This window comes from Nesterenkonia aurantiaca (genome assembly GCF_004364585.1).
GTDB lineage: Bacteria > Actinomycetota > Actinomycetes > Actinomycetales > Micrococcaceae > Nesterenkonia > Nesterenkonia aurantiaca.
The window spans coordinates 43,299-70,044 of sequence record NZ_SOAN01000003.1 but is presented as its reverse complement, the minus strand read 5'-3'; the positions used below and the strand labels follow the sequence as shown (position 1 = coordinate 70,044).

Below are 26,746 nucleotides of genomic sequence, written 5' to 3'. Positions count from 1 at the left end.
CACTGAGACCCATTTCCTGGATGCCAGCTGGGAGAAACCCGGGGTTTGTGGTCCTGGATCGGCATCGACAGAGACATCAGATCAGCTCGTTGAGGATCCTCTGGAGCTGCTCGTCCTCGATGATCGTCTCGTCCTCGGGCTCCTCCGGGGTGTCTGCCTCGTCCCATCCTGTGACCGTGACCTCGAGGTCTGCATCCTCTCCGGGCAGGCGCAGACCCATCAGCTGCGGGGAGCTCTCATCGGCGAGCACCGCGAGCTCGACCTCCTCGTTGGAATAGACCCAGACGTTCTGCCCGTCTCGGGTGTCCAGTGCGGAATCCAGTTCAAGCTCGGCCAACGAGTCCACGTCCAGGGTCTCTGTGACCTCGCCGCGCAGCATCTCCAGCACGGCCGCAGGCGTGCGCGGCACCGAAGGTTCCGCGTTGCTGACATCGACCCACTCGCCCTCTGAGCTCAGCGCTGCGCTCAGCTCCTCGGCGTCGACCTCTGGCTCCACCTCGGGCGGGATCTGTGCCTGGTAGTCGAAGGCGAAGGCCTCCACCGACTGGTAGGTGTCCTCGCCGAAGGTCAGCACCTGGAAATCGGGGCTGTAGTCCACCTCGGTGGCAGAGTCCCCTTCGAGTTCCCCGGTGACCGAGAGCTCGAAGCTCTCGCCCTCGCCTTCGAAGAACTCGGGTGCGTATCCGAAGAGCGCCTGGCCGCGCTCAAGCCCGGCCATCATGGTGATGGTGACGCTCTCCCGGTCGAGGGAAGACTCCCAGACGTCTTCTTCGATCTCTGCGAGGTCCGCGGCCTGCTGGTCCTCCTCGCTCTCGGCGATCTCATCCGATGTCACGCCCTGGTCCTCTGCGCCTGAGGGGTCGATCTCCTCCTGGGGGTTCTCATCCACCCGCGGGTCCTCGTCCGCGTCACCGCAGCTCGCGAGGGTCAGTGCCGCGATGCTCAGCACCGCCGTCGTGCGCAACGCCCGGGTGACCGCCTTCGGAGATCTCTTCGTTCCGTTGTTCATGGTGTTTCCCTTCAGATGTGTTCCAGAGACCCTGAACTCAGCTTCAGACGTCCCGTCTCCCACAACCCCCCGTTGTGCTGGTCTTGGTGCTGCTCAGGCCTCGTCCTCGGGCTCTCCCGCCCCATCATCCGGCGCCTGGTCCTCGTCTCCGGTGGACCAGCCGTGCTCGGCGGCGATGGCCTCGAAGATCTCATCCAGGGTCATGACGTTCTCCGGAGCCTCGGGGCGCTGGGTCTGGTTCCAGTCGCTGAAGTCGTAGCGGGAGTCCTCATCGCGCATCTGGAGCAGGTAGGGCGCCCCGGCTGCGGCGACCACGAGCTCGGTGGATCCGTCCTGGGTGGCGTAGACGTAGACCTCCGCGCCGTCGCGGGTCTCCGCCGCACCCTCCAGGGCGGCGAGCTCCTCGCCGTCGAGCTCGCGCTGCCAGGTGCTGATGAAGTCCTGGGCGGAGAAGACCGCGCCGGCGCCGTCGGTGCTGAACTGGACCCACTGCTCGACGACCACCGAGGTGATGAAGTCCTCCTCGATGAGGTCGGTGATCTCCTGATCCATCTCGCTCATCAGCAGTGCGGCGAAATCCTCGCCGCGGAAGTACTCCACACCCTCTATCGCGCGCTGGGTGAAGCTGACATCCCCGGCGGTGAAGGTCATCTCGGAGGCGCTGCCGTCGACGGCGCCGGTGATCAGCAGGTCCCCGGTGTCCTCCTCGTCGATGTCTTCGAACATCTGATCGACGTCGGCCTCAGCGGCTTCGATCTCACCTTCGATGCTCACGGTGTCTGCAGTCAGCATCGCCTCCCACATCCGGTCCTGGATCTGCCCGAAGCTCGGGACCTGCGGCTCCGCGTCCTGGGCGTCGCCCTGGAAGGGGTTTCCGCCACAGCCGGTGAGCAGGACGACGGCGGCAAGACCGCTGCCGACCAGAGCCGGACGCTTCATAGGGCCTCCTCGAAGGACGTGCAGAGTGCAGGTCAGGAGCACCGCGGGGACCACGGTGCCGGTGGGACTCCTCAGCGTAGCGCCTCGCGCACCACCGGCACCCTTCTGGTCAGAGCAGGCGAGGGTCACCCGGGCGCTTCACGCGCAGCCACCGGTAGCCATAGCCCTCCAGCATCACTTCTGTGCGATGCTCCGCGTCGATCGCGCAGACTCCGTCCTGCAGCAGGTCGATCAGCTCCGTCTCGCGATCCTCGTCCTCCAGCGTCAGCGGCACCACCAGGGACTTCGGTGAGAGGTTGTGCACCAGGATCATGGATTGTCCGCTGCTGGACATTCGATGGGCCAGCACCTCGTGATGCGGCTGGTCCAGGATCTCCAGCGCCCCCCAGCCCAGCTCAGGGCAGTCACGATAACGCCGGGCGAGGCGGCTGACGTGGTGCAGCAGCGAATCATCGTCCCGGCGCGCCTGCGCCGCGTTGACGTGCTCCGGGCCGAACGGTCCCTCCACGACCTTGCGGGCGAGCTTCGAGGGGCGGGCGGAGGAGAATCCGCCGTTCTTGTCCTGGCTCCACTGCATGGGCGTGCGGACGGCCTCGCGTCCTGGGACCTCGAGGTTCTCCCCCATGCCGATCTCCTCGCCATAGAAGAGCACCGGGGTGCCGGGCAGCGAGAACAGCAGCGAGTAGGCCATCTTGATCCGGCGTGGGTCACCGTCGAACATCGCGGGCAGGCGGCGGCGCAGCCCGCGTCCGGCGAAGCGCATGTCCTCATCCGGGGCGAAGGTGTCGAGCACCTCCTCGCGCTCCTGGGCGGAGAGCAGATCCAGGGTGAGCTCGTCGTGGTTGCGCAGGAAGTTCGCGTACTGGGTCTCGGTGGAGAGGTTCTTCGGGCGTCCGGCGAGGGCTTCGGCGAGGGGCCGGGCGTCCTCACGGGCGAAGGAGAGGAAGGTCTTCTGGTTCACCGTGAAGTCGAACTGCATGGTCAGCTGGTCGCCGTCCGCGCCGCCGAAGAACGCCAGCTGCTCCTGATGCGGCAGGTTCACCTCTCCCAGCACCATGGCTGAGCTGGTGCCGCTGGAGCGGCGCTGCAGGAAGGCCCGCAGTGTGCGCAGGTAGTCATGGGGCTCCATGAAGTCGTCCTGCGCGGTGCCGCTGAGCGTGGTCTGGTTGATCGCGAAGGGAACCGCGTCCACCCGGAATCCGTCCACGCCGAGCTGGAGCCAGAAGCCCATGGTCTTCGCGATCGCGTCGCGGACCTGCGGGTTGCCGGTGTTCAGGTCCGGCTGGGTGTGCAGGAAGTGATGCAGATACCACTCCTCGGTCTTCTCCTCATAGGTCCAGATCCCGTTCTCCGCGCCGGGGAACATCGCCTCCTCGGAGGTGTCCGGCGGGGTGTCGCTGCGCCAGACATAGAAGTCCCGGTAGGGGCTGTCCTTGGACGCGCGAGCCTTGCGGAACCAGGGATGCTGATCCGAGGTGTGGTTGATCACGAGGTCCACGATGACCCGGATCCCGCGGTCGTGGGCCACCCGGACCAGCTCGACGAAGTCCCCGTGATCTCCGTAGCGCGGATCGACGCCGAACATGTCAGAGATGTCGTAGCCGTTGTCCCGGCGGGGCGAGGGGTAGAAGGGCATCAGCCACAGGCAGCTGACGCCGATGTCGGCCAGGTAGTCGATGCGCTGGGTCAGGCCCGGCAGGTCACCGATCCCGTCGCCGTTGGAGTCCAGGTAGGTCTCCAGGTCCACGCAATAGATGACGGCGTTCTTGTACCAGAGGTCTGCGGTGTCGGCGATGCGCATCAGGCACCTTTCAGGTCGGGAAGGATCGCCTCACCGGCGAGGTCGAGCCAGGGCCGCTGTTCCTGACCCACGTGGTGCAGGTAGATCTGATCGAATCCGGGCTCGGCGGCGGCGCCCAGCCATTCGGTGAGCTGGCCGGGCTCCGCGGAGATCCAGACGGCCTTCGCCACGGTCTGAAGGCTGACCTCTGCGGCGGCGGAGTCGAAGTGCTCCGGGGTGGGAAGATCCTGGTCCAGCGGTGCGCCGAAGACATTGGTCCGCCATTGGTCGTGGGCGATGACCTCCGCCTCCTCCCGGGTCTGGGCCCAGCTGAGGTGGACCTGGAGCAGCGCGGGTCCTTCACCACCCGCCTCGCGATAGGCGGTGAGCACCTCGTTCTGCGCATCCTCAGGCTGGTTCAGGGTGATCATCCCCTGCGCCCAGGTGGCCGCGAGACGCGCAGCCTCGGGCGTGATGCAGGTCGCGTAGAGCGGTATCGGCTGCTCGGGACGGTCATAGAGGTAGGCGTCGTCCACGCTGACGAATCCGCGGTGGCTGATGATGCGTTCCCCACGATGCAGCCGGGAGATGATGTCGGCGCATTCGAGAAGCCGGCGTCGTCGGGTCTCCTTGTCCATCCAGAGCTCTCCGGTGACATGTTCGTTCATCGCCTGACCCGCACCCAGAGCGGCCCAGTACCGGCCGGGGAACATCTCCCCGAGCGTGGCGGTGGCCTGGGCCACTATGGCGGGGTGGTAGCGCTGGCCGGGAGCGATCACCGAGCCGACGGGGAAGGTCGTGGTGGCGAGAGCGGCGCCGAGCCAGGAGAGGGTGAACCCCGAATGGCCCTGCCGGTGCGACCAGGGCATGAAGTGGTCCGAGCTCATCGCCGCCTGGAAGCCGACCGTCTCGGCGTGCTGGACATCGCGCAGCAGCTGGGAGGGGGCGATCTGTTCCTGTGATGCATGGAACCCATAGATGGTCATGTGTGACTGCCTCTCGTCTCGTGTCCTTGAATAAAGGCTACTGAGAGTGCCCTGGTGCTCACCTGGACACGGGCGGCGTGTCACCTCGGGGCGGTGCTGACCTTCGGCGCTGCTAGGACGCGGCGTCGGTCTCCTGGGCTGCTCGGTGCGCGTCCTTATGCCCCAGGTAGACCTCGGCGTTGCTGCGCAGCCCGGTGATCTCCTCCTCGGTCAGCTCGCGCCGGACCTTCGCGGGCACCCCGGCCACCAGCGATCGCGGCGGAACCTGCATACCCTCCAGGACCACGGCCCCGGCGGCGATGAGGCTCTGCTCGCCGATCACCGCGCCGTTCATGATGGTCGCGCTCATCCCGACCAGAGAGCCGTCGCCCACGGTGCAGCCGTGCACCACGGCCGAGTGACCCACCGAGATCCCGGCACCCAGCGTGCACGGGTGACCGGGGTCGGCGTGGAGCACCGCATTGTCCTGCAGGTTGGTGCCCTCCCCCACGGTGATCGGGGCCGAGTCACCACGAACCGATACGCCATAGAAGGCGGAGGAGTCTCGGGCCATGGTGACCTCCCCGGTGATCGCTGCGGTTGGGGCCAGGAACACGCCCTCACCGATCTGGGGCGTGTGTCCGCGGACGGTGAGCACATAGACCATGAGGTGACTCCTGGGTTCCGATAGGTGCGGTGGGTGGTCAACTGCAGTCGGGCAGCCGGTGCAGGTGAGGTCAGTATCCCTGCGCGGGGTCCACCAGGCCCAGCATCGACTCCCCGGCGCTGAAGCGTCGGTGGTTCGCCAGGATCCGCTCGCGCAGCAGCGGCACCACCATCTCGGTGGTGTCCGCCGTGTGCGGGGTGATCAGGCAGTTCTCCAGGGACCAGAGCGGATCGGTCTCGGGAAGCGGCTCCGGTTCGGTGACGTCCAGACCGGCGCCGCGCAGCGTGCCGGTGCTCAGCGCCTCGACGAGCGCCGACTGGTCCAGCAGGCTGCCGCGGCCCACGTTGGCGACCACCGCACCCTCGGCCAGCAGCGCCAGCCGATCGGCGTTGAGCAGGTGCCGGGTGGTCGGGGTGGCCGCAGCGGCGAGCGCCACCACCTCGGCGTCCTTCAACGCCTCATCGAGACCCTCGAAGGCCACGGTGACATCGGCGTGCTCCACCGGTTCGGCGGTGCGCCGGACCACGGTGACGTGGGTGTCGAAGGCCTTATAGAGCCGGACGATCTCGGAGGCGACCCCGCCGCCGCCGACGACGACGCAGCGCAGCCCGTTCAGCGAGATCCCGCCCTCGGTGCCCCAGCTGTTCGCCAGGGCCCGGGCCTTGAGCCCGCGCAGCGCCGCAAGGGTCAGCGCCAGCGCGTGCTCCCCCACCGGTTTGGCATAGGAGCCCTTCGCGGAGGTCCAGGTCAGTTCCGGGAACCGAGCGAGGACCTCCGCGTAGAGCTCGATGCCGGCGCTGGGCAGCTGCACCCAGCGCACCTGCGGATTGGCCTCGAGCACCTCGGCCAGGTTCAGCGTCTTGAACATGCCGGTGACGATGATGCCCTCGGGCTGTTCATCCTCCCCGACCAGCTCGGCGCCCTGCTCTCGCAGTCCCTCGCGCAGCGCGGCATCGGCCTCGGGCCTGACGTGGAGCCGGGTCATCTCAGGCCTTGAGGCCGTCGATGATGGCGTTCAGGGTCGCCGAGGGGCGCATCGCGGCGAAAGCCTTGGCCTCATCGGGACGGTAATAGCCGCCCAGATCCACCGGTTCACCCTGGACCCCGTTGAGCTCGCTCAGGATCTGGTCCTCGTTCGAGGTCAGGGCTTCGGCCACCGAGCTGAAGCGCTGCGCCAGCTCGGCGTCCTCGGTCTGCGCAGCCAGCTCCTGGGCCCAGTACATCGCCAGGTAGAAGTGCGAGCCCCGGTTGTCGATGGTGCCGATCTTGCGTCCCGGGGAGCGGTTCTCCATCAGGAAGGTGGCCGTGGCGCGGTCCAGTGCGGAGGCCAGCACCTTGGCCTTGGGTGCCTCTGCCTGCTCGGCGTACTTCTCCAGCGAGGGCACCAGGGCGAAGAACTCACCGAGGGAGTCCCAGCGCAGGTAGTTCTGCTCAGCCAGCTGCTGGACGTGCTTGGGTGCGGAGCCTCCGGCTCCGGTCTCGAAGAGTCCGCCGCCGGCCATCAGCGGCACGATGGAGAGCATCTTCGCGGAGGTGCCCAGCTCCAGGATCGGGAACAGGTCGGTGAGGTAGTCGCGCAGCACGTTGCCGGTGACCGAGATGGTGTCCTCGCCGCGGCGCAGACGCTCCACGGTGTACTTCGTGGCTGCCACCGGGTCGAGGATCTTGATCTCGAGCCCGTCGGTGTCCAGCGCGGCCAGGGCGTGATCGACCTTCTCGATCATGGTGCGGTCGTGGGAGCGCTTCTCATCGAGCCAGAACACCGCGGGGGTGCCGAACTCGCGGGCGCGGGTCACGGCCAGCTTCACCCAGTCCTGGATGGGGGCGTCCTTGGTCTGGCAGGCGCGCCAGATGTCCCAGGCGGAGACCTCATGCTCCAGGAGCACGTCGCCGGCGGCGTTGGTGACCTGCACGGTGCCGGCGGTCTCGATCTCGAAGGTCTTGTCGTGGGAGCCGTACTCCTCGGCCTTCTGCGCCATCAGCCCGATGTTGGGCACGGTGCCGATGGTGGTGGGGTCATAGGCGCCGTGGGCGCGGCAGTCCTCGATGACCGCCTGGTAGACCCCGGCGTAGGAGGAGTCGGGGATGACCGCGAGGGTGTCGTCGGTCTCTCCGGTGGGGCCCCAGGCCTTGCCGCCGTTGCGGATCATCGCGGGCATCGAGGCGTCCACGATCACGTCGGAGGGCACGTGCAGGTTGGTGATGCCCTTGGAGTCATCGACCATCGACATCCGCGGACCATCGGCCAGGCCCTGGGTGATCTCGGCCTTGATGGCATCACCGGCCTCGCCGAGCTTCTCGGCGCCGGCCAGGATGGAGGCCAGTCCGTCGTTGGCGGAGAGCCCTGCCTCGGCGAGGGTCGTGCCGTGCTTCTCGAAGAGGCTCGGGAAGAAGGCGCGCACGATATGTCCGAAGATGATCGGGTCCGAGACCTTCATCATGGTGGCCTTGAGGTGGGCCGAGAAGAGCACGTTCTCCTGCTTGGCACGGGTCACCTGGGCTGCGAGGAACGCGTCGAGCTCGGCGGCGCGCATCACGGTGGCGTCGACGACCTCTCCGACCTTGACCGGGAGGGACTCCTTGAGCACCGTGGAGGTGCCCTCGGTGGAGACGTGGGTGATGGTCAGCGTGTCTTCGGAGTCCAGCACCACCGACTGCTCGTTCGCAGCGAAGTCGCCGGAGTCCATGGTGGCCACGTTGGTCTTGGACTCGGCACTCCAGTCACCCATGGAGTGCGGGTTGGCGCGCACGTAGTTCTTCACCGAGGCAGGGGCGCGGCGGTCCGAGTTGCCCTCGCGCAGCACCGGGTTCACGGCGGAGCCCTGGACCTTGCCGTAGCGGGCGCGCACCTCGCGCTCCTCCTCGGTGGAGGGGGACTCGGGGTAGTCGGGCAGGGCGTAGCCGGCGGACTGCAGCTCGGCGATGGCGGCCTTCAGCTGCGGACCGGAGGCGGAGATGTTCGGCAGCTTCACGATATTGGCTTCGGGCGTCTTCGCCAGGGCGCCGAGCTCAGCCAGGGCGTCGCTCTCACGCTGGTCCTCGCGCAGGTACTCCGGGAAGGCTGAGATGATGCGCCCGGCGAGGGAGATGTCGCGGGTCTCGACCTCAACCCCGGCGGGGGCGGCGAAACCCTCCACGATGGGCTTCAGGGAGAAGGTGGCCAGCATCGGCGCTTCGTCGGTGTTGGTATAGATGATCTTTGCCTGCGGCATGGATCTCCTCAAGTTCGGTTTTATGTGTTTCCCTGGTCACAAATCTACCCCAGATGGCCCTGCCGGCCTGGGCACTCAGATTCCCAGCACGGCGCGGGCGATCATGAAGTACACGATGAGCCCGGTGGCGTCCACGAAGGTGGAGATGAACGGGTTGGCGAAGACCGCCGGGTCTGCGCCGAGCTTCTTGCCCAGCAGCGGCATCAGTCCGCCCACCGATGCGGCGAGGGTGCAGATCGAGAGCAGGGTCAGTCCGATCACCATGCCGATGTCCCAGCCGTAGAACAGGCCGGCGACCAGGAAGCCCAGCACGCCGAGGGTGGCGCCGAGCGTCATGCCGACGCGGACCTCGCGCCAGAGCACCTTGAACACGTCGCGGGTGCCCACGTCGCCCAGCGCCAGCGCGCGCACGACCGTGGTCGCGGCCTGGTTTCCGGTGTTGCCTCCGGTGCCGATCAGCAGCGGAACGAACAGGCTGAGCACCACCATCGCCTCGATGGTCTCCTCGAAGACGTCGAGCACCTGCACGGTCAGCGCGGCCCCCAGGGCCAGCACCAGCAGCCACACCACGCGCGAGCGCATGATCTGCAGCACCGGAGTCGAGAGGTAGGGCCGGTTCAGCGGCTCGGAGCCACCGTGGCGGGCGGCGTCCTCCGATTCGGCGCGCTCCAGGATGTCCAGCGCGTCGTCGACCGTGAAGATGCCGACCACCCGGTGCTCGGAGTCGGTGACCGGCACGGCCAGGTGCTTGCGGTCCGCGCACATGCGGGCCGCGTCCTCGGCGTCGTGATCGGCGTCCACCGAATCCGCCTCGCGCATCAGGTCCACGACGAGCACCTCCCCGCTGCTGCTGACCAGGTCGCGCAGCGAGACCACGCCCTTGAGCAGCCGTCCCGCGTCCACCACGGGCAGGGTATAGAGCGTCTCGGCGTCCTCCCCGGCCTTGCTGACCTTCTCCATCGCCTCCGCGACGGTCCAGTGCTCCGGGATCGCGACGAACTCCGGGCTCATCTGGCGACCGATCGTACCGCTGGGGTAGCCGAGCACGATGCTGGTCAGGCTGCGCTCCCGGGGATCCAGGTGACGCATCATCCTCCGGGCCACCGAGGCCGGCATCTCATCCATCAGCCGGACCCGGTCGTCGGGGTCCAGCGACTCGAAGTAGTGCGCGACCTCGGCGTCCTTGAGGCCTTCGATGATCTCACCCTGCAGCGACTGGTCCAGCAGGTCGAACGCCTCCACCGCGACACCCTTGGAGAGCAGCCGGAAGACCACCGCACGGTCCTTCACGCCCAGGCGTTCCAGGAAGTCCACGACGTCACCGACGTTGAGCTCGTCCAGTGCGCGGCGCAGCTCCGTGAGGCGCTCGTCGCGGATCATGTCTTCCAGCTCGTCTAGCAGTTCGTTCACAGGTTCCACCCTTTCGAGGGTGCCGAGCAGGCATAGGGCGATCAGGTCCGGGGCCGACGGCGTGGTGCTCCGCGGCTGCGGATCAGATCAACGGTGGTGGTGGTCGATCCGTGGATCGGTGGATCAGCAGATCGGTGGATCAGCAGATCAGTGGAAGAAGTGTCGGGTCCCGGTGAGGTACATGGTCAGGCCGGCGTCGCGGGCTGCCGAGATGACCTCCTCGTCGCGCTGGGACCCGCCGGGCTGCACGACGGCGCGCACGCCCGCGGTGATCAGGCTCTGCAGCCCGTCGGCGAACGGGAAGAACGCGTCGGAGGCCGCGACGGATCCGCGGGCGCGCTCCACACCGTCACCGGCGAGCGTGTTCGCCCGCTGGACGGCGAGTCGGCAGGAGTCCAGCCGGTTCACCTGGCCCATGCCGATCCCGACGGTGGCCTGGTTCTTCGCCAGCAGGATCGCGTTGGACTTCACCGAGCGGATCGCACGCCAGGCGAAGTCGAGATCGGCGAGCATCTCAGGCTCGGCGGCCTCGCCCGAGACCAGCTTCCAGCCGGAGGTGGTGTCACCCTCGGCGTCCACGGCGTCCGAGGCCTGCAGCAGCATGCCCCCGGAGATCTGCTTATATTCCACCCGATCGCGCCGGTGACCCTCGGGCAGGCGCAGCAGCCGGATGTTCTTCTTCTTGGTCAGGATCGCCAGCGCCTCCTCCTCGAAGGCCGGAGCGACGACGACCTCGGTGAAGATCTCCGAGACGGTCTTGGCCATCTCGGCGGTGATGGTGCGGTTGGCGGCGATCACGCCGCCGAAGGCCGAGAGCGGGTCGCAGGCGTGAGCGCTGCGGTGGGCCTCGGCCACGGTGGCGCCCACGGCCACGCCGCAGGGGTTGGCGTGCTTGATGATCGCCACGGCGGGCTGGGCGAAGTCGAAGGCCGTGCGCACCGCCGCGTCGGCGTCGACATAGTTGTTGTAGCTCATCGCCTTCCCGTGCAGGGTCTTGGCCTGCGCCAGGCCCGGTCCGGCGCTGGAGTCGGCATAGAGCGCGGCGGGCTGGTGGGCGTTCTCGCCGTAGCGCAGCGTGTCCAGGCGCTGCAGCGCGAGCCCGGCGTAGGGCGGGAAGTTCAACTTCTTCTCGGTGCGGCTCAGCGGCGAGGCGGGCACCGAGGCGGCGTCGAAGTCGTCGTCGAACTGCTGGGAGGTCCAGCGCGCCACCGCGGTGTCGTAGGCGGCGGTGTGCGCGAAGGCCAGGGCTGCCAGGCGCTGCCGGGCGGCGAGGCTGAAGCCGCCGGCACCGGCTGCGGTGACGACGTCGTGGTAGCGCAGCGGGTCCACCACCACTGCGACGGAGGCGTGGTTCTTGGCGGCGGCGCGGACCATGGAGGGACCGCCGATGTCGATCTGTTCGACGATCTGGTCCTCGGCGGCGCCGGAGGCGACGGTGTCGGCGAAGGGGTAGAGGTTCACCACGACCAGGTCGAAGGGCTCGATCTGGAGCTCCTGGAGCTGCGCGCGGTGGTCTTCGCGGCGGCGGTCGGCCAGGATCCCGGCGTGCACCCTCGGGTGCAGGGTCTTGACCCGGCCGTCGAGGCATTCGGCGAAGCCGGTGACCTCGGAGACCTCGATCACCGGGACGCCCGCGGCGGCGATGCGCTTGGCGGTGGAGCCGGTGGAGACGATCTCGACGCCGGCGGCGTGCAGCCCTGCGGCGAGGTCCTCGAGCCCGGTCTTGTCATAGACCGAGATCAGAGCGCGTCGGATCGGCTGGCGCGATGGGCCTCCGGAGGTGGGTGAGGGTGCAGCCGCGGTGTTGTTCTGCGCTGCGGAATCGCTGACGATGCTCATGCACACTCCTGTGAGGGGACGACGCTTGGGGACCTGGACCAGTCTACCGACCCGGTTCAGGACTCAAACTTGTAGCCCAGCCCGCGCACGGTGATCAGGAACTCCGGCCGGGACGGGTCGGGTTCGATCTTGGCCCGGAGCCGCTTGACGTGGACGTCGAGGGTCTTGGTGTCACCGACGTAGTCCGAGCCCCAGACCCGGTCGATGAGCTGGCCGCGGGTGAGCACCCGTCCGGCGTTGCGCAGCAGCATCTCGAGCAGCTCGAACTCCTTCAGCGGCAGGCTCAGCGCGGCGCCCTGGACCTCCACGGTGTGGCGTTCGATGTCCATGCTGACCGGTCCCGCGGTGACCATCGAGCCGTCGTCGATCTCAGTCTCGACCCGGCGGCGCAGCACCGCACGGACCCGGGCGAGCAGCTCGCGGGAGGAATAGGGCTTGGTGACGTAGTCATCGGCCCCGAGCTCCAGACCCACGACCTTGTCGATCTCGGAGTCCTTCGCGGTGAGCATGATCACCGGAACATTGGACTGCAGCCGGATCTGGCGGCACACCTCGGTGCCGGACTGGCCGGGCAGCATCAGATCCAGCAGGACCAGGTCGGCCCCCTCGCGGGTGAAGATCTCGACCGCGTCGAAGCCATTCTCGGCGACGACGACGTCGTAGCCCTCCTTCTCCAGGGTGTAGGACAGGGCTTCCGAGAATGAGGGCTCATCCTCCACGAGCAGAATTCTGGTCACGCGTTTCCTCCTTCGCCGGCCCGTGTGGGGGCCGGATTCGCTGCACTGTGACGCGATGCAGGACCATATGGGGCGGTGCGATCGGATGCTTCGGCGAGCCCTGCCGCGCCGCGGCCGAGCCCTTCTAGGGTGTCGAGGCTTTCATCCAGCTCGGGCAGCCGCACGGTGAACGTGGAGCCCCTCCCCTGCTGGGACCACAGCGCCACTTCGCCCCCGTGGTTGGTGATCACGTGCTTGACGATGCTCAGGCCCAGGCCGGTGCCGCCGGTCTGCCGGGACCGCGCGGCGTCGACCCGGTAGAAGCGCTCGAAGATCCGCTCCTGGTCCTCCTTCGCGATGCCGATCCCCTGATCGGTGACGGTGACCTGGGCGATCCCGTCGCGACTGGAGAGCCCGATGCCGACCCGGGTGGACTCCGGGGAATAGCGCACCGCGTTGTCGATCAGGTTCCGGAAGGCCATCGCGAGCTGATCGGCGTCGCCGTGGACCCGGTGCGGCAGCGTGCCGCCGATCTTGAGCTCGATGTTCTTGGACTCCGCCGGCAGCCGGGAGCGGTCCGCGGCGTCGGCGATGACGTCTTCGAGGTCCACCGGCCGTCCGGCGTGGACCACGTTCTTGCCCTGGACCCGGGAGAGCTCGATGATGTCCTGGACCAGCGCCGCGAGCCGGCGGGACTCCTTGTGCAGGCGCTGGGTGAACCGGCGGACCGCGACGTCGTCGTCGGCAGCGTCTTCGATGGTCTCGGCCAGCAACGAGATCGCCCCGACCGGGGTCTTCAGCTCGTGGGAGACGTTGGCGACGAAGTCGTTGCGCACCGCCTCGATCCGGGAGAACTCGGTGCGGTCATCGGCGAGGACCAGGATGTACTCGTCGCCCAGCGGTGCCACGCGCAGGTGCACCACCAGGGAGGTCTCCCCCTGCAGGCCGCGCGCCAGCTCATGCTCCTGGTCGATGATCACCCCGTCGCCGCGGACCCGGGCGGTGAGGTTCAGCAGCTGCTGGTGGACCACGGTATGCCCGCGGACCAGGCCGAAGGCGTAGGCGGCGGGATTCGCGCGCACCACCCCGTCCACGGTGTCCACGACGATGTACGCCAGGCCCAGCGAGGCGAGCACCTCGGTGGCACCGGCGGGCATCAAAGGTTCGTCCACGTCGATGCCGGCGCCGCGCTGCTTCTCACTGACACGGAAGGCATACATGCCGACGACGCCCAGTGCCAGGCCGACGACGCCGGAGAGTGCGGCGATGAGCAGGGGATCCACGTCCTACAGCTTAGGCCCGGCGCCGGGCGGGCGGGGCCAAATGGCGACAACGGCTCCCAGGGTTCAACCAGCGTTCACCTGCGCGTCGACTGCTGACTTCGCTGGTGTTCATCTGCACCGGCAAGGATTCACTGTCGGGATACTCCACGGCGGGAAAGGAACGCGAAGACGTGCGAAAGCTCTTTCAGGCAGACCTCATCAACCTTGGTGAGCAGCTGATCCAGATCACAACATTGGTCCACACCGCGATGGAGAAGGCCTACACCGCCTTCGACACCACCGATCTCCAGCTGGCGGAGGAGGTCATCGCCGCCGACGCGCAGATCGACCGGCTGCAGGTGGAGCTCGACGAGAAGGCCATCGAGCTGCTCGCGCTGCAGGGCCCGGTGGCCTCGGACCTGCGCATGATCGTCGGGGCGCTGCGGATGAGCACCTCGCTGGAGCGCATGGGCGATCTCGCGCGGCACATCGCCCAGCTCGCCCGGATGCGCTACCCGGACCGGGTGGCCCCGGACGCGCTGCACCCGGTCTTTGAGAAGATGGCGAAGCTCTCCACGCAGATCTCCTCGCGGCTGATCACGCTGTTGGAGACCCGCGAGCTGCACCTGGTCGCGGAGATCCATGCACTCAACGAACAGCTCAATGATCTGCACGCCTCGGTGTTCACCACCGTGGCCGCCGAGGACTGGCAGCAGAGCGCCGCCACCAGCGTGGACTCCACCTTGGTGAGCCGGTTCTTCGAACGCTTTGGAGACCATGGGGTCTCGGTGGCGAACAAGGTGGACTACCTGGTCACCGGCGCCTGGGACTCCCGCGAACGGTGAACCACGAAAGATCCCCTCAGACATCTTTCGATGTCTGAGGGGATCTTCTGCTGTGCAGGCTGTTTCCTGCCCGCTACTTCTTGCCCTGGTTCGCTACGGCGTGGATCGCGTCCTTCGCGGCCTCGGGGTCGAGGTAGGTGCCGCCGGGGTTCAGCGGCTTCAGATCCTCGTCCAGCCGGTAGTGCAGCGGGATCCCGGTGGGGATGTTCAGCCCGGCGATGTCCTCGTCGGAGATGCCGTCGAGGTACTTCACCAGCGCGCGCAGCGAGTTGCCGTGGGCTGCGAGCAGCACGGTCTTGTTCTCGCGCAGATCCGGGATCACGGCGGACTCCCAGTAGGGCATCATCCGGTCCACGACGTCCTTGAGGCACTCGGTGCGCGGCGCGGCGTCACCGAGATCGGCGTAGCGCGGATCCCCCAGCTGGGAGAACTCGTCGTCGGCGGCGATCTCCGGCGGCGGGGTGTCATAAGAGCGGCGCCACAGCATGAACTGCTCCTCGCCGTACTGCGCCAGCGTCTCGGCCTTGTCCTTGCCCTGGAGCGCGCCGTAGTGGCGCTCGTTGAGCCGCCAGTCTCGCTTCACTGGAATCCAGAGCCGGTCCGCGGTCTCCAGCGCCAGGTGTGAGGTGGTGATGGCGCGCTGCAGCAGCGAGGTATGCACCACGTCGGGCAGCAGCTGGTGCTCCTTGAGCAGCTCTCCGCCGCGCGCGGCCTCTTCACGGCCCAGCGCGGTCAGCGGCACATCCACCCAGCCGGTGAAGAGGTTCTTCTCGTTCCAGTCGCTCTGCCCGTGGCGGAGCAGGATCAGGTCATAGGCCATAGGAGTGTGTCTCCCTTTCGGAGTCGAACATGGAAATCGGCGCGGGGGTGCGGTCAGCGGTCCCGGTCAGGACGACCGGTTCAGGACGACCGGTTCAGGTCGAACGGAACACGTCAGTCGGAGACTTCGGGGTTGACGTCGGTCAGGTAGACCATCGCCATGCAGGCCGCGGCCACCGGGAAGATCAGGCCGAAGGGACCGGCTCCGGCAGCGCCGAGCAGCGCGAGGACCACGGCACCGCCGGTCATACCCAGCCAGAACCCCTTGGTCCGCTTGAAGGCGATGTCGAAGCGCTGCGCGTTCTTCGGGATGCACTTGACCAGCGCGACGATGGCCAGGCCGAGGCAGACCAGGGCGAAGGCCAGGTGCATCCAGGCTTCGGTCTGCAGGACGAAGATCCAGATATCAGAGAGGGGAGACTGCATACCCCGATGTTATCGGATGGGCTCCCCGGTTGCGGCGGTGCGCAACGCGTTGAGCAGATCTGCGAAGAGATCCTCCACATCTTCGATGCCCACCGAGAGGCGGATCAGCCCGTCAGGGACCGAGGAGGGCTCACCGGGATGACGACGACGGCGCTCGGCCAGGGACTCCACGCCGCCCAGGCTGGTGGCCGGGGTCCAGAGCGTGAGCGCGCTGAGCACGGCGTCGGCCACCTCGGCCTCGCTGCGCTGATTGGAGATCCGCCGCCCAGTCTCCGGTGCGCCGGCGGGGCCGAGATCTCCGGCGGGACCGGGCTGGTCGGCAGTTCTGGCTTCCTCGGCGGGATCGGGCTGGTCGGCGTCGAGCTCCATGGTCAGGATCGCGCCGAAGCCGCCGAGCTGCTCGGCGGCGCGCTGGTGCTGCGGGTGTGCCGCGAGTCCCGGGTAGTTGACCTTGCGCAGCGGCAGTCCGGCGTCCTGGCTGAGCTCATCCAGCCGGCGGGCCAGCTCACCCGCGCTGGACTCCGAGGCGTCGAGGCGCACCGCGAGGGTGCGCACGCCGCGCAGCGCGAGGAAGACCTCCATGGGGCCGGGGATCGCGCCGTGCAGGGTGCGGTGCTGGTGCAGCCGGGCGTGGATCTCCGGGTCGCCGGTGATCGCGACGCCCATGATCAAATCCGAGTGCCCGGAGAGGAACTTGGTGACCGAGTGGACCACCACATCGGCCCCGTGCTTCAGTGGGCGCTGGCGCAGCGGAGTCGCGAAGGTGTTGTCCACCGCGGTGAGCACCCCGCGCTTCTTCGCGGCGGTCAGCACCGCGGGGAGGTCGGCGATCTCCAGCATCGGGTTGGTCGGGGATTCGACCCAGAGCATCACCATGTCGTCCTGGGCGCTGGCCAGGGTGGAGACGTCGTGCAGCGTGCTGGTGACCTGCTCGGTGTCGGCGATGTCCACCCGGTGCAGCGTGAGCAGACCCTGGTCTGCCATCTGCTGGGCCAGCGCGGAGAAGCCCATATAGCTGTGTCGCGGCATGATCAGGTGGCCTCCGAGGGGAAGCAGCTGCACCACGGCGGAGATGGCCGCCATCCCGGAGGAGAACAGCAGGCCGGGCAGCACCTGGACCGGGTGCTCCTCGGCGGTGGTGACCAGCCCTTGGGACTGCGAGGTCGTGCGGGTGCCGGCCTCGAGCTGCGCCAGCAGCTCTTCCAGCGGCTCCCAGGAGGGCATCCCCTCCCGGGCGTAGTCCTGCGCGGCGTGCACGCCGGGCCGGTAGGAGTACGTGGAGGTGAAGTCCACGGGCATGTTGACGGGCTGGTTCGGTCCATGAGGGCCGCGGCCCGCGTTGACCACGAAGGTGCGTTCATGCTGGTTCACACCGTTACGGTACCCCAGCGCCGGTGACGGCCCGGGTGGCGCGCACGGTGGTGGACGCCCGGTGGTGCGGGCTGCGCGTGAGAACTGCGTGTCACCTCCGTGTCCCTGGGGCTGGGTAGGCTGGACGTGTGACCCATCTCAGACGCGGAGGATTCGTCGCCTTCGAAGGCGGCGACGGCGCCGGCAAGACCACCCAGCTGGACCTGCTCGAGTCCTGGTTCCAGGAGCAGGCGGTGCCCTATGAGCGGACCCGCGAGCCCGGCGGCACCGCGATCGGCGAGCGCATCCGTTCGCTGGTGCTGGAGCACGATCAGGGCGAGATCGATCCGCGCACCGAGGCGCTGCTCTTCGCCGCCTCACGCGCCGCCCACGTGGTCCAGCGGATCGAGCCGGCGCTGGAGGCCGGGCGCTTCGTGCTCTGCGACCGCTACGTGGACTCCTCGGTCGCCTACCAGGGTGAGGGCCGCGAGCTCGGGACCGAGGCGGTGGCGGCGATCAACGGCTTCGCCACCGGAGGACTGCAGCCCGACCTGACCGTGCTGCTGGACCTGGACCCGGCCGCCGCCCGAGCTCGCCGGGAAGGCCGTGCGGGGCGCTCGGATCGGATCGAATCCGCCGAGGACGCCTTTCATGACCGGCTCCGCCATGCCTTCCTCACCCGCGCCGAGGCTGCCCCCGGTCGCTATCTGGTGCTTGAGGCCTCCGGCCCCGCACAGGAGCTGCACACCCAGATCCGGGCCCGAGTCCAGGAGCTGCTGGGTCAGGAGCTGCTGAACTCATGAGCGTCTACACCGAGCTGGTCGGGCAGGACGCCGTGGTCGAACAGCTGCGTCGCGCGGCCGGATCCGGCACCCCTGCCCATGCCTGGCTGTTCACCGGTCCCCCGGGCTCGGGGCGCTCCAACGCCGCGCGCGCCTTCGCGGCGGCGCTGAACTGTGAGCAGCCGGAGCCGGCGGCCCGCGGCTGTGGCGAGTGCCGGTCCTGCCGGCTGGTCGCCGCGCAGAGCCACCCCTCGGTCAAGTTGGTCTCCACCGAGAACGTGACCTACAAGATCGAGGATGTGCGTGCGCTGATCACCACTGCGCAGGAGAAGCCGCAGGGCGCTCGCTGGCGGGTGATCGTGGTCGAGGACGCGGACCGGATGACCGAACGCGCCACCAATGTGCTGCTCAAGGCCATCGAGGAGCCGCCGCCGCATACGCTCTGGGTGCTCTGCGCGCCGAGCCCGGCCGACGTGCTGGTCACCATCCGTTCGCGCTGCCGGCTGGTGAGCCTGAGGATCCCGCCCACCGCTGCGGTGGCCCAGCTGCTGAGCACCCGGGACGGCCTCAACGAGGAGCAGGCGCATTTCGCCGCCCGGGTCTCGCAGAACCACATCGGGGTGGCGCGCCGGTTGGCGCGGGACCCGGAGGCGCGTCGTCGTCGTGAGCAGGTGGTCACGCTGCCGCTGCGGCTGACCTCGTCCTCGGCCGCTATCAAGGCTGCGGGCTCGCTGGTGGAGATGACACAGGCGGATGCTGCCAGCACCGCCGCGGCGCGGCTGGAGGCCGAGCAGGCCTCGCTGCGTCGGTCGCTGGGTCTCGACGCCGAAGAGAAGATCCCGCCCAAGCTGCGCAGCCAGTTCAAGAAGCTGGAGGAGGAGAACACCCGGCGGGCCAAGCGCGCCGTCGCGGACTCCCTGGATCGCGCACTGATCGATCTCACCGCGGTGTTCCGGGATGTGCTGAGCCTGAAGCTGGGCACCGGTGCGGAGCTGATCAATGAACACCTGCGTGAGGAGCTGCAACGCTATGCGGAGTCGCTCAGCGCCGAGCAGACCCTCGCCGGGCTCGACGCGATCAACGCCGCCCGGGTCCGGATCACCCAGAATGTGCCCCCGCTCCTGGCCATGGAGGCCCTGATGATGCAGTTCCTACCCGGGAGGTCCCGTGCCTGAGAATGTGCTCTCTCCTCGCGGGCTGCGGCTGGTCGGCCTCACCGCCGCGGCCGCGCTGCTGCTCTCGGGTTGCGTGAACTCAGGTGAGGAGTCCGACTCCGGCGCGGCGGAGGCGCAGGCGCAGCCGATCACCGCCACCTCGGTGCCCGCAGAGGAGCTCCCCAGCGCGGCCGAGGACTACACCGCGTACTACGACCAGGACATCGAGTGGACCTCCTGCGAGGAGACCATGATGTGCGCAGATGTCACGGTGCCGATGGACTGGGCCGAGCCGGGGGCGCAGGAGGACCTGGAGATCCGGATCATCAGCTCCCAGACCGGCGGGGACGACGCCGAGCATCTGCTCACCAACCCCGGCGGACCCGGCTCCTCCGGCTATGACGCCGTGGCGGACTCGCTCTCGGTCGCGTTCAGCGAGGAGCTCATCGAGCACTACAACATCATCGGCTTCGACCCGCGCGGGGTGCACCGGTCGGCACCGGTGACCTGCCTGGACGACGCCGAGATGGACGAGTACCGGGAACAGGTCTCCGAGGAGCAGCTCGACGATGCGTCCTCCTATGCCGAGGCCCGCGAGTCGGCGGCCGAGCTGGCCGCCCAGTGCGAGTCCGAGAGCGGCGCCCTGCTCGGGCACGTGGACTCCCTCTCGGCGGTCCGGGACATGGACGTGATCCGGGCCGTGTTGGATCAGGATGAGCTGAACTATCTGGGCTTCTCCTACGGCACCAAGCTGGGCATGACCTATGCCGAGCACTACGGCGACCGGGTCGGGCGCTTCGTCCTGGATGGGATGCTCGATGTCTCGATCGATGCCCATGAGCTGAACAAGGGTCAGGCGCTCGGCTTCGAGGTGGCGCTGGAGAACTACGCGCAGTGGTGCATCGAGCAGGAGACCTGCCCCGCGGGTGACACCGTGGAGGAGGTCATCGAGGGTGTGCAGGAGCTCTTCGCCGGCGTCGCGGAGACCCCGGTACAGGGCGCGGACGGGCGCACCGTCAACGTCTCCACCCTGGTGAGCGGATTCATCACCCCGATGTACAGCCGCGAGGCCTGGCCGGTGCTCTCTGAGGCGATGTCCGTGGCCCTGGGCCAGGAGGACTTCACCATGTTCCAGTACTTCGCGGACCTGCAGGCCGGCCGGAGCCCCGACGGCAGCTACGAGTGGATCAACAGCTTCGCCTTCAACGCCGTGATGTGCCTGGACTACCCGATGCCGCAGGACCAGGAGCAGATCGACGCCGAGTTCGAGGAGGTCTCCGAGCAGGCGCCCACCTTCGGGCCCTACCTCGGGCACCGCGCGGTCATCTGCGGAGAATGGCCCGCGGAGAACGTGTCCGAGCCCTGGAACCCGGACCTCGGCGAGGTGGACGAGCTGCTGATGATCGGCACCACCGGTGACCCGGCCACCCCGGTGGAATGGGCGGAGAACATGCACGAACAGGTGCCGCAGTCCTCGTTGATCATCCGCGAGGGCGAGGGACACCTCGCCTACCGGGCGGGCAACGGCTGTGTGGATGAGGCCGTGGACCGGTACCTGATCGGCGGGGAGCTCACCGAAGGCCGGACGGACTGCTGAACTTTTTCTACCGCTTGTAGAAATCGCCTTGTAGACTCTTCAGTACCGGTGACGACGACGTCCACGCGGCAGTTCTGAATCATCGGCCATATTCAGCTGATCTGCGTTAGGACGCTGCCATGAACTCAGAAGCTCCACTCGCCCCCGAAGCGACCTCACCCGACTCCACCCCGAAGCACGATGCTCACACCACCCTCGCGGCGGAGCCGACGGCGGCCGATGAACAGGCCCGGGCCCCGCGCCCGCTCGGGGTCCTGGTCGGGTTCGACGGTTCACCCAACGCCACCTCGGCCCTGCGCTGGGCGGCACGGGAGGCGCACTTCCGCGGCCTCCCGCTGACCGTGGTGAGCTCCTTCACCATTCCCCCGGCGGTGAGCGGGTACCTCGAGAGCTTTCCGGACGCCGGCGGCCAGACTCTGGCCCGGCAGGCGACCGAGAAGACGCTGAACGTGGCGAGGGAACGACTGGCCGGACACCCCGGACAGGTCACCTACCGGCTGGAGCACGGTGATGCAGCCGGGGTGATGGTCCACCTCTCAGGCTCCGCGGAGCTGTGCGTGGTCGGAAGCCGCGGCCGCGGCGGGTTCACCGGGCGGATCCTGGGATCGGTGGCCGCGGCCCTGCCAGGCCACGCGCACTCCCCCACCGTGGTGGTCCCGCACACCGATGAGGCCAGCGTGGGCGAGGGCGCAGAGGCGATCAGCACCGCCGACACCCGGCCTGTGGTGGTCGGCATCGACGCCTCCCCGCACTCCCGGCGAGCCGCTGTGGAGGGCGCCAGGACCGCCATCAGCCACGGCACCCGGCTGCATCTGGTGATGGCCCTGCCACCGCTGACCACGGCCGCGATGTGGTACCCGGAGCTCGCGGCCCGCGAGCAGGCGATGGTCCAGACCCGGGTGGATGACTTGAACAAGGAGCTCGACGTGGAGGTCGGGTGGATCCAGGCACAGTTCCCGGAGCTCTCGGTCATCGGGACCGTGGAGGAGGGCTTCCCGGTCAACGTGCTCCAAGAGATGAGCGGCCGGGCACAGCTGACCGTGGTCGGCACCCGGGGCTACGGAGGCATGCGCAGTGCGCTGCTTGGCTCGGTCTCCCGGGAGCTGCTGCACCACGCGACGACCCCGGTGATGGTGGTCCCCGCCCACGACTGAGCGAGCTTTGACCGCGGTGGGGTGCCACAGTAAAGTAGACCCTCGTGCGCCCCACCGCGGTGCCACGCCGCCTTAGCTCAGTCGGTAGAGCGATTCACTCGTAATGAATAGGTCGCCGGTTCGATTCCGGCAGGCGGCTCCGATTGACCCTCTGATCTGGATGCATATTCAGGGTGGAGGGTTTTTCTCGTCTCAGGACACCAGAGCGGCACCGCAGGAGCAGCCGGGTTCTCAGACCGGGCCAGCCGCAGCTAGGCCGGGTCCTGGACCAGCGCGTAGACCCGGGACGGGCTCGCGGTCCCATCCACGATGGGCAGCGGAGCCACCACCAGCATCGCCCCCACGCTGGGGAGCTTGTCCAAGTTCTGCAGCGAGGTGATCCCGTACTTGTCATTGCCCAGCAGGTGATAGTGCACCGGGAACGGCGGGTCCAGTTCGGCGCCGCGGCCGGCGTCGATCCCAACCGTCTCCACCCCGATGCCCGAGAGCGAGGTCTGCTCCGCGATCCACAGGGCCGCCTCTGCCGAGATGCCGGGGGTGTGTGAGCCGGTGTCGTCGGCGTTGAGGAACGACTCCTGGTCCTGGGAGAACCGGTCCCATCCGGTGCGCAGGAGCAGCCAGCCGTTCTCGGGCAAGGGACCGTTCGCGGTCTCCCAGGCACGGATGTCCTCGATCTGCAGCAGGAAGTCAGGATCCTTTTCCACCTGCTCCCTGACATCCAGCACCGCGGCCGGGCCGATGAGTCGCTCGGGCGGGATGGAGGCCACGTCATGGCCCTCTCGGCCTGATACCCAGTGCACCGGAGCATCGATGTGGGTACCGACGTGCTCACCGGTGTGGATGTTGTGGTGCTTCCAGAACGGCCCCGGTTCGTCATACTCCGAGACCTTGTCCAGGCTGAAATCGATCAGGTTGGCGAAGGGCTCGGGCAGCTTCAAGGTCGGTGTTGAGGCGGACAGCGGATTCGTGAGATCGACGATGCGCACGGAGCTGTCGGCCAGGCCGGCGAGCAATGCATTCACTGCGGTCATGTGGTGACACCCTCTTCTCGAGATGGATCTCAGCTGAGGCTATCGGAGTTTCAGTGCCCCTTGAAAGCCTCCGCCAGCCACCAGGAGCCTCCGTCGTCGGCGACCTTCGCATCGATCACCAGGGGACGCCTGGGGTCTGACCCGACCCATTCCCGCAGCGGTGCAAGGTCCTCGGTGGAGCGCACGGTGATGCCGTCGGCACCGAATCCTCGAGCGATCGCGGCGATATCCGTGTCGGGGAACCTCACCGTTGCCAGGTCATGCCCCTCACCGAAGTGGTGGACTTCGGCCGAGTAGGCGGCGTCGTTGTAGACCACCACGACCAAGGGCAGCTCCAGGCGCACCGCGGTCTCCAGTTCCTGAACGGCCATCAGGAACCCGCCGTCACCGGTTCCCAGCACCGGCATCCGACGGGGCTGCGCCAGGGCCGACCCGATGGCGGTGTACAGGCCCAGCCCGATCGATTGGAACGCCTGGGTGAAGCAGAAGCCGAACTCATCGGGCACGTCGAAGTACTGGCTGGGGTAACCCATGAAGTTGCCGGAGTCGACACTGACGATCCGCTCGGCCGGAAGGATCCGGTTGATCTCCTTGGAGAGCTCACGCGGATCGATGTTCTCTCCGGGAGTGCCCAGGTCCTCGGTCGGGGTCTGGTCCCAGCGCGACTGGGTCGCAATGCGCTCTTGCACCCCAGGTGTGCGGTAGCCGGTGCGCTCCCGGCCATCGAAAGCCCCCAGGAGTGCCTGGGCGACGCCGCGTGAACCGCCGAGGATCGGGAGGTCGACGCCGCGATGGGCACCGAGTGCGGAATCCTCGACGTCGACCTGGGCGACCACGGTGTCGGGACCGATGAGCCTGCCGTGGCGGGTGGTCCACATGTTCAGGCCGCAGCCGAAGGCCACGACCAGGTCGGCGTCGCTGATCAGCTCTGCGCTCAGGGGCGAGGAGAAGCCGCCGGAGATGCCCAGGTCGAAGTCGTTGCTGTGGAACAGTCCCTTCGCCACGGCGCTGGTCGCCAGCAGGGCCCCGGTCGCCTGCGCCAGCGCTGCGATTTCATGCTTCGCTCCGCGCCCACCACGCCCCGCCAGGAACACCGGCCGCTCGCTGCGAGCCAACGCCTCGATCAGTGGCTCGAGCTCGCCCTGGGACGGCGTGATCTCGGGTCGCGGCTCGACGCCGAGCTGCGGGATCTCTCCGAGAGCCTCCGCGGCCTGGACGTCCAGAGGAAGATTCAACACCACGGTGCGGCGGTCCCGGACTGCCGTGCGATAGGCCCTGAAGGTGTCTGTGAGCGCAGATGCCGCGGAGTGGACGCGTTCCGGCTGTGCCGAGAGCGCGCGGGCGAAGCCTGTCTGGTCCATGGCGAAGTTGGAATGGACCTGGTGAGCCGCACTCTCCGCGGCCAGCACGATCATCGGGGTGCGGGACTTCGCGGCTTCGGTGATTCCGGTGCCGGCGTTGGTCAGGCCGCACCCCTGGTGCAGGCTCAGCACGCTGACCTCCCCACTCATCCGAGAGTAGGCATCCGCCATGGTCGCCGCGCCGCCCTCGTGCCTGGAGGCGATGAAGGGCACTCTCGCTGCGCGCAGGGCATTGGTCACGATGAAGTTTCCGCTGCCCACGACGCCGAAGGCGTGGCCGACACCGAGGCGGGCGAGGTAGGTGCCGACCTGTTCTGCGACGGTGATCATCTGCTCTCCTCCGGCTCGTTGAATGGCTGGCATGACCTATTCGACCATGCCGAGCCTGATCGGCGATGCCGGACCCGAAGCTCCTCGGTGCGCGCACCTTGTCGCGGAGCCTCGGCGAGACGAGACTGATCCCATGACGAGTCATCTGCTCTCCTGGTCCGGCCTCGACGACCCTGACCGCTCCGACCACGCATGCATCGAACTGAGCGAGTCCTCCATGCACGCCATCGGCAGCACCCAGACCCGACATTTCAGCTCGGCCTGGGAGCTCGACGTCGCCAGCGGGTGGATGACGCAGGCGCTGCGCGTGAGCACACGCGGGTTCGGCTGGTCCCGCTGGTTGGAGCTCACCCGATCAGAGTCAGGTCGGTGGTCTGCCGAAGCTGGGGCACAGGGCGACACCAAGCTGCCGCCACCCGGTCTGGACGAGCCGGCGACCCTGGACGACGCGATCGACTGTGATCTCGGCCTGTGTCCGGTCACCAACACGATGCCGATCCGCCGGCTCGGACTCCTGGACCGGGACGTGCCCGCAACACAGCTGGCCACCGCGTGGGTGGAGATGCCGTCGTTGCGCGTGCTGCGCAGTGAGCAGGTCTACGCCTCGCAGTGGGAAGGTGAGCGCAGGCTCGTCAGGTATAGCAGCCTGCGCGGCGACTTCAGCGCTGACCTGACCGTAGACTCCCATGGCCTGGTGATCGACTACCCGTCCCTGGCCCGCCGCGCCTGAAGCTCAGGTGCCGGCAGCGGTTCGGCCGATCGAGATGAGCTGCGGCTCCTTGGCGGGCGCCGGAGTGCAGCAGCCTCCACCGCTGCTCTCAGGGGCGTCGAAATCGCCTGCGCCGCCGCAGACGCCGGTGTCGGGCAGCTCCAGCTCGACCCGGGCCGCGGCAGCGTGGTCCCCGGCAAGCTCGGCGACCACGCTGCGCACCTGCTCGTAGCCGGTGAGGGCCAGGAAGGTCGGGGCTCGGCCATAGGACTTCATACCCACGAGGTACAGATCCGATTCCGGCTGGGCCAGATCGGCGGCCCCGGTGGCCTGCACGGATCCACAGGAGTGCACGTTGGGGTCGATCTCCGCCGCCACACGACGCGGCGCCTCCAGAATCGGATCGAGATCGAGACGCATCTCGGCGAGGAAGGACAGGTCCGGCCGGAAGCCGGTGAGCGCCACCACCGCGTCTGCAGCGGGCAGTTCCCGGCCATCCTCATCGATCAGCACCACCTGTTCGCCGCTGCGTCGAACCTCGGCGGTCCGGAAGCCGGTGACCAGCTGCACGGCACCGGATTCCACCGCCCGCTGTGCGCGCTGGCCCAGGGCGCCGCGCTGCGGGAGCTCATCGGCTGCGCCTCCTCCGAAGGTTCCCTCGCTGACGACTCGGCGGATCGCCCAGGTGATTCGGGTGCCGGGATGCTTCTCGGCGATCTGGGTCAGCTCGTGGAGAGCATTGAAGGCGGAGTCCCCGGAACCGATGACCACCACATGCTTACCGGCGTACCGGGCGGGCTCCGCCCGATCAGGCACCTGGTAGCGGATCAGGTCTGCGGCCGCGCGTTCGCCCAGGGCGGGCACACCATCTGCGCCCGCCGGGTTCGGGACCCGCCAGTTCCCGGATGCGTCGATGACCGCACGCGCCTGTACGCGGGACTCCACACCGGCGGAGTCGATGATGTGCACGGTGAACGGCTGGCCCGCCCGGTCCGCGTCGACCAGACGGTCTCGGCCCTTGCGCGAGACCGCCGTGACCCGCGCGTCGCAGCGGACACGGTCACCCAGCGCCTCTGCCAACGGGGAGAGATAGTCCTGCACCCATTCGGCTCCGGTGGGGTATCCCGCCTGGGGTGCGGTCCATCCAGTGGGCCCGAGCAGTCGCGCCGAGGCCTGATCGATCAGCTCGGGCCATGCCGAGAACAAGCGCACATGTCCCCATTCGGACACGGCGGCAGCTGGGTTCGATCCGGATTCCAGCACCAGCGGTTCGAGGCCATGCTCGAGCAGGTGGGCTGCGGCCGCCATCCCCTGGGGGCCGGCACCGATGACTACGACGGGGAGACCATTCATGGTTCACTGCTCCTTACATTGATGAACCTCGATACA

General features: G+C 68.1%; 23 protein-coding genes and 1 tRNA gene. 7 read left to right on the top strand and 17 right to left on the bottom strand.

All coding sequences use genetic code 11. The annotated features are described in order from the left end of the window. Window positions 1–76: 76 nt before the first annotated feature. The 11 genes from EV640_RS04960 to EV640_RS04910 form a co-directional block, all read right to left on the bottom strand. Entirely contained in the window at window positions 77–1,009 is a 933-nt protein-coding gene (locus EV640_RS04960) for a hypothetical protein (RefSeq protein ID WP_133725971.1), read from the bottom strand. A gap of 93 nt (window positions 1,010–1,102) precedes the next feature. Continuing rightward, complete coding sequence (locus tag EV640_RS04955; RefSeq protein ID WP_133725970.1) at window positions 1,103–1,948, bottom strand: hypothetical protein; 846 nt, start codon at window positions 1,946–1,948, stop codon at window positions 1,103–1,105. Window positions 1,949–2,057: 109 nt separating this feature from the next. Next, window positions 2,058–3,749, bottom strand: coding sequence for an alpha-amylase family protein (locus tag EV640_RS04950; RefSeq protein ID WP_133725969.1), 1,692 nt, complete (start codon window positions 3,747–3,749; stop codon window positions 2,058–2,060). Beyond that, window positions 3,749–4,714: a TIGR03885 family FMN-dependent LLM class oxidoreductase gene (locus tag EV640_RS04945; protein WP_133725968.1), complete on the bottom strand. Its 966-nt coding sequence runs from the start codon at window positions 4,712–4,714 to the stop codon at window positions 3,749–3,751. The genes EV640_RS04950 and EV640_RS04945 overlap by 1 nt, the downstream gene beginning before the upstream one ends. 112 nt (window positions 4,715–4,826) lie before the next feature. Continuing rightward, window positions 4,827–5,360: a gamma carbonic anhydrase family protein gene (locus EV640_RS04940; RefSeq protein ID WP_036476726.1), complete on the bottom strand. Its 534-nt coding sequence runs from the start codon at window positions 5,358–5,360 to the stop codon at window positions 4,827–4,829. A gap of 70 nt (window positions 5,361–5,430) precedes the next feature. Then, window positions 5,431–6,345 carry an NAD(P)-dependent oxidoreductase gene (locus EV640_RS04935; RefSeq protein WP_133725967.1) on the bottom strand — a complete coding sequence of 305 codons (915 nt, stop codon included), beginning with the start codon at window positions 6,343–6,345 and terminating at the stop codon, window positions 5,431–5,433. A 1-nt stretch (window position 6,346) separates the two neighbouring features. Continuing rightward, window positions 6,347–8,572 (bottom strand): NADP-dependent isocitrate dehydrogenase, encoded by a 2,226-nt coding sequence (locus EV640_RS04930; RefSeq protein ID WP_133725966.1) that lies wholly within the window; start codon window positions 8,570–8,572, stop codon window positions 6,347–6,349. Between the two features lie 75 nt (window positions 8,573–8,647). Then, a complete protein-coding gene (mgtE, locus tag EV640_RS04925; protein ID WP_133725965.1) occupies window positions 8,648–9,982 on the bottom strand; it encodes a magnesium transporter in 1,335 nt (444 codons plus the stop codon). Between the two features lie 147 nt (window positions 9,983–10,129). Further along, on the bottom strand, window positions 10,130–11,821 hold the full coding sequence (gene purH / locus EV640_RS04920; RefSeq protein WP_084479664.1) for a bifunctional phosphoribosylaminoimidazolecarboxamide formyltransferase/IMP cyclohydrolase: 1,692 nt from the start codon (window positions 11,819–11,821) through the stop codon (window positions 10,130–10,132). A gap of 56 nt (window positions 11,822–11,877) precedes the next feature. Next, window positions 11,878–12,558 carry a response regulator transcription factor gene (locus EV640_RS04915; RefSeq protein WP_036476722.1) on the bottom strand — a complete coding sequence of 227 codons (681 nt, stop codon included), beginning with the start codon at window positions 12,556–12,558 and terminating at the stop codon, window positions 11,878–11,880. Further along, window positions 12,555–13,820 (bottom strand): sensor histidine kinase, encoded by a 1,266-nt coding sequence (locus EV640_RS04910; protein WP_084479663.1) that lies wholly within the window; start codon window positions 13,818–13,820, stop codon window positions 12,555–12,557. The genes EV640_RS04915 and EV640_RS04910 overlap by 4 nt, the downstream gene beginning before the upstream one ends. 170 nt (window positions 13,821–13,990) lie before the next feature. Here EV640_RS04910 and phoU point away from each other — a divergent pair, with 170 nt between their 5' ends. Further along, the gene (gene phoU / locus EV640_RS04905) at window positions 13,991–14,644 is read left to right on the top strand and encodes a phosphate signaling complex protein PhoU (RefSeq protein WP_036476883.1); all 654 of its coding nucleotides are present in this window, start codon (window positions 13,991–13,993) and stop codon (window positions 14,642–14,644) included. 73 nt (window positions 14,645–14,717) lie between these two features. Here phoU and EV640_RS04900 read toward each other — a convergent pair whose 3' ends face one another. The 3 genes from EV640_RS04900 to EV640_RS04890 all read right to left on the bottom strand — a co-directional run bounded on the left by EV640_RS04900 (window position 14,718) and on the right by EV640_RS04890 (window position 17,260). Beyond that, on the bottom strand, window positions 14,718–15,464 hold the full coding sequence (locus EV640_RS04900; RefSeq protein ID WP_036476719.1) for a phosphoglyceromutase: 747 nt from the start codon (window positions 15,462–15,464) through the stop codon (window positions 14,718–14,720). A gap of 113 nt (window positions 15,465–15,577) precedes the next feature. After that, window positions 15,578–15,889, bottom strand: coding sequence for a DUF2516 family protein (locus EV640_RS04895; protein WP_051501343.1), 312 nt, complete (start codon window positions 15,887–15,889; stop codon window positions 15,578–15,580). A 9-nt stretch (window positions 15,890–15,898) separates the two neighbouring features. Next, window positions 15,899–17,260, bottom strand: a complete 1,362-nt coding sequence (locus EV640_RS04890; RefSeq protein WP_243832234.1) for a trans-sulfuration enzyme family protein — start codon at window positions 17,258–17,260, stop codon at window positions 15,899–15,901. A gap of 128 nt (window positions 17,261–17,388) precedes the next feature. Here EV640_RS04890 and tmk point away from each other — a divergent pair, with 128 nt between their 5' ends. From tmk to EV640_RS04865, 5 genes are all read left to right on the top strand, one after another. Then, window positions 17,389–18,042, top strand: a complete 654-nt coding sequence (tmk, locus tag EV640_RS04885; protein ID WP_036476714.1) for a dTMP kinase — start codon at window positions 17,389–17,391, stop codon at window positions 18,040–18,042. Further along, window positions 18,039–19,196 carry a DNA polymerase III subunit delta' gene (locus EV640_RS04880; protein WP_036476712.1) on the top strand — a complete coding sequence of 386 codons (1,158 nt, stop codon included), beginning with the start codon at window positions 18,039–18,041 and terminating at the stop codon, window positions 19,194–19,196. Before tmk ends, EV640_RS04880 begins: the two co-directional genes overlap by 4 nt. Then, a complete protein-coding gene (locus EV640_RS04875; RefSeq protein WP_036476709.1) occupies window positions 19,189–20,772 on the top strand; it encodes an alpha/beta hydrolase in 1,584 nt (527 codons plus the stop codon). Before EV640_RS04880 ends, EV640_RS04875 begins: the two co-directional genes overlap by 8 nt. A gap of 119 nt (window positions 20,773–20,891) precedes the next feature. After that, window positions 20,892–21,926 carry a universal stress protein gene (locus tag EV640_RS04870; RefSeq protein WP_051501342.1) on the top strand — a complete coding sequence of 345 codons (1,035 nt, stop codon included), beginning with the start codon at window positions 20,892–20,894 and terminating at the stop codon, window positions 21,924–21,926. Window positions 21,927–21,992: 66 nt separating this feature from the next. Then, window positions 21,993–22,065 (top strand) — tRNA-Thr (locus tag EV640_RS04865). Window positions 22,066–22,177: 112 nt separating this feature from the next. Here EV640_RS04865 and EV640_RS04860 read toward each other — a convergent pair. Then, a complete protein-coding gene (locus EV640_RS04860) occupies window positions 22,178–22,957 on the bottom strand; it encodes a cyclase family protein (RefSeq protein WP_036473812.1) in 780 nt (259 codons plus the stop codon). A gap of 50 nt (window positions 22,958–23,007) precedes the next feature. Further along, on the bottom strand, window positions 23,008–24,648 hold the full coding sequence (locus EV640_RS04855) for a thiamine pyrophosphate-binding protein (protein WP_133725964.1): 1,641 nt from the start codon (window positions 24,646–24,648) through the stop codon (window positions 23,008–23,010). 133 nt (window positions 24,649–24,781) lie between these two features. Between EV640_RS04855 and EV640_RS04850 the strand changes: the two genes are divergently transcribed. Further along, the gene (locus tag EV640_RS04850; RefSeq protein ID WP_133725963.1) at window positions 24,782–25,378 is read left to right on the top strand and encodes a putative glycolipid-binding domain-containing protein; all 597 of its coding nucleotides are present in this window, start codon (window positions 24,782–24,784) and stop codon (window positions 25,376–25,378) included. Between the two features lie 3 nt (window positions 25,379–25,381). Here the strand turns inward: EV640_RS04850 and EV640_RS04845 are convergent, their stop codons facing one another. Further along, window positions 25,382–26,710, bottom strand: coding sequence for an NAD(P)-binding domain-containing protein (locus EV640_RS04845; RefSeq protein ID WP_036473811.1), 1,329 nt, complete (start codon window positions 26,708–26,710; stop codon window positions 25,382–25,384). Window positions 26,711–26,746: the final 36 nt, after the last annotated feature.

Bases quoted from the DNA above. Each gene is read 5' to 3' on its own strand.
- EV640_RS04935 (WP_133725967.1), bottom strand. From the start codon at position 6,345: ATGACCCGGCTCCACGTCAGGCCCGAGGCCGATGCCGCGCTGCGCGAG.
- EV640_RS04955 (WP_133725970.1), bottom strand. From the start codon at position 1,948: ATGAAGCGTCCGGCTCTGGTCGGCAGCGGTCTTGCCGCCGTCGTCCTG.
- EV640_RS04850 (WP_133725963.1), top strand. From the start codon at position 24,782: ATGACGAGTCATCTGCTCTCCTGGTCCGGCCTCGACGACCCTGACCGC.
- purH (WP_084479664.1), bottom strand. From the start codon at position 11,821: ATGAGCATCGTCAGCGATTCCGCAGCGCAGAACAACACCGCGGCTGCA.
- EV640_RS04900 (WP_036476719.1), bottom strand. From the start codon at position 15,464: ATGGCCTATGACCTGATCCTGCTCCGCCACGGGCAGAGCGACTGGAAC.
- EV640_RS04880 (WP_036476712.1), top strand. From the start codon at position 18,039: ATGAGCGTCTACACCGAGCTGGTCGGGCAGGACGCCGTGGTCGAACAG.
- EV640_RS04950 (WP_133725969.1), bottom strand. From the start codon at position 3,749: ATGCGCATCGCCGACACCGCAGACCTCTGGTACAAGAACGCCGTCATC.
- EV640_RS04855 (WP_133725964.1), bottom strand. From the start codon at position 24,648: ATGATCACCGTCGCAGAACAGGTCGGCACCTACCTCGCCCGCCTCGGT.
- EV640_RS04845 (WP_036473811.1), bottom strand. From the start codon at position 26,710: ATGAATGGTCTCCCCGTCGTAGTCATCGGTGCCGGCCCCCAGGGGATG.
- EV640_RS04860 (WP_036473812.1), bottom strand. From the start codon at position 22,957: ATGACCGCAGTGAATGCATTGCTCGCCGGCCTGGCCGACAGCTCCGTG.
- EV640_RS04945 (WP_133725968.1), bottom strand. From the start codon at position 4,714: ATGACCATCTATGGGTTCCATGCATCACAGGAACAGATCGCCCCCTCC.
- EV640_RS04930 (WP_133725966.1), bottom strand. From the start codon at position 8,572: ATGCCGCAGGCAAAGATCATCTATACCAACACCGACGAAGCGCCGATG.
- EV640_RS04895 (WP_051501343.1), bottom strand. From the start codon at position 15,889: ATGCAGTCTCCCCTCTCTGATATCTGGATCTTCGTCCTGCAGACCGAA.
- EV640_RS04960 (WP_133725971.1), bottom strand. From the start codon at position 1,009: ATGAACAACGGAACGAAGAGATCTCCGAAGGCGGTCACCCGGGCGTTG.
- EV640_RS04940 (WP_036476726.1), bottom strand. From the start codon at position 5,360: ATGGTCTATGTGCTCACCGTCCGCGGACACACGCCCCAGATCGGTGAG.
- EV640_RS04870 (WP_051501342.1), top strand. From the start codon at position 20,892: ATGAACTCAGAAGCTCCACTCGCCCCCGAAGCGACCTCACCCGACTCC.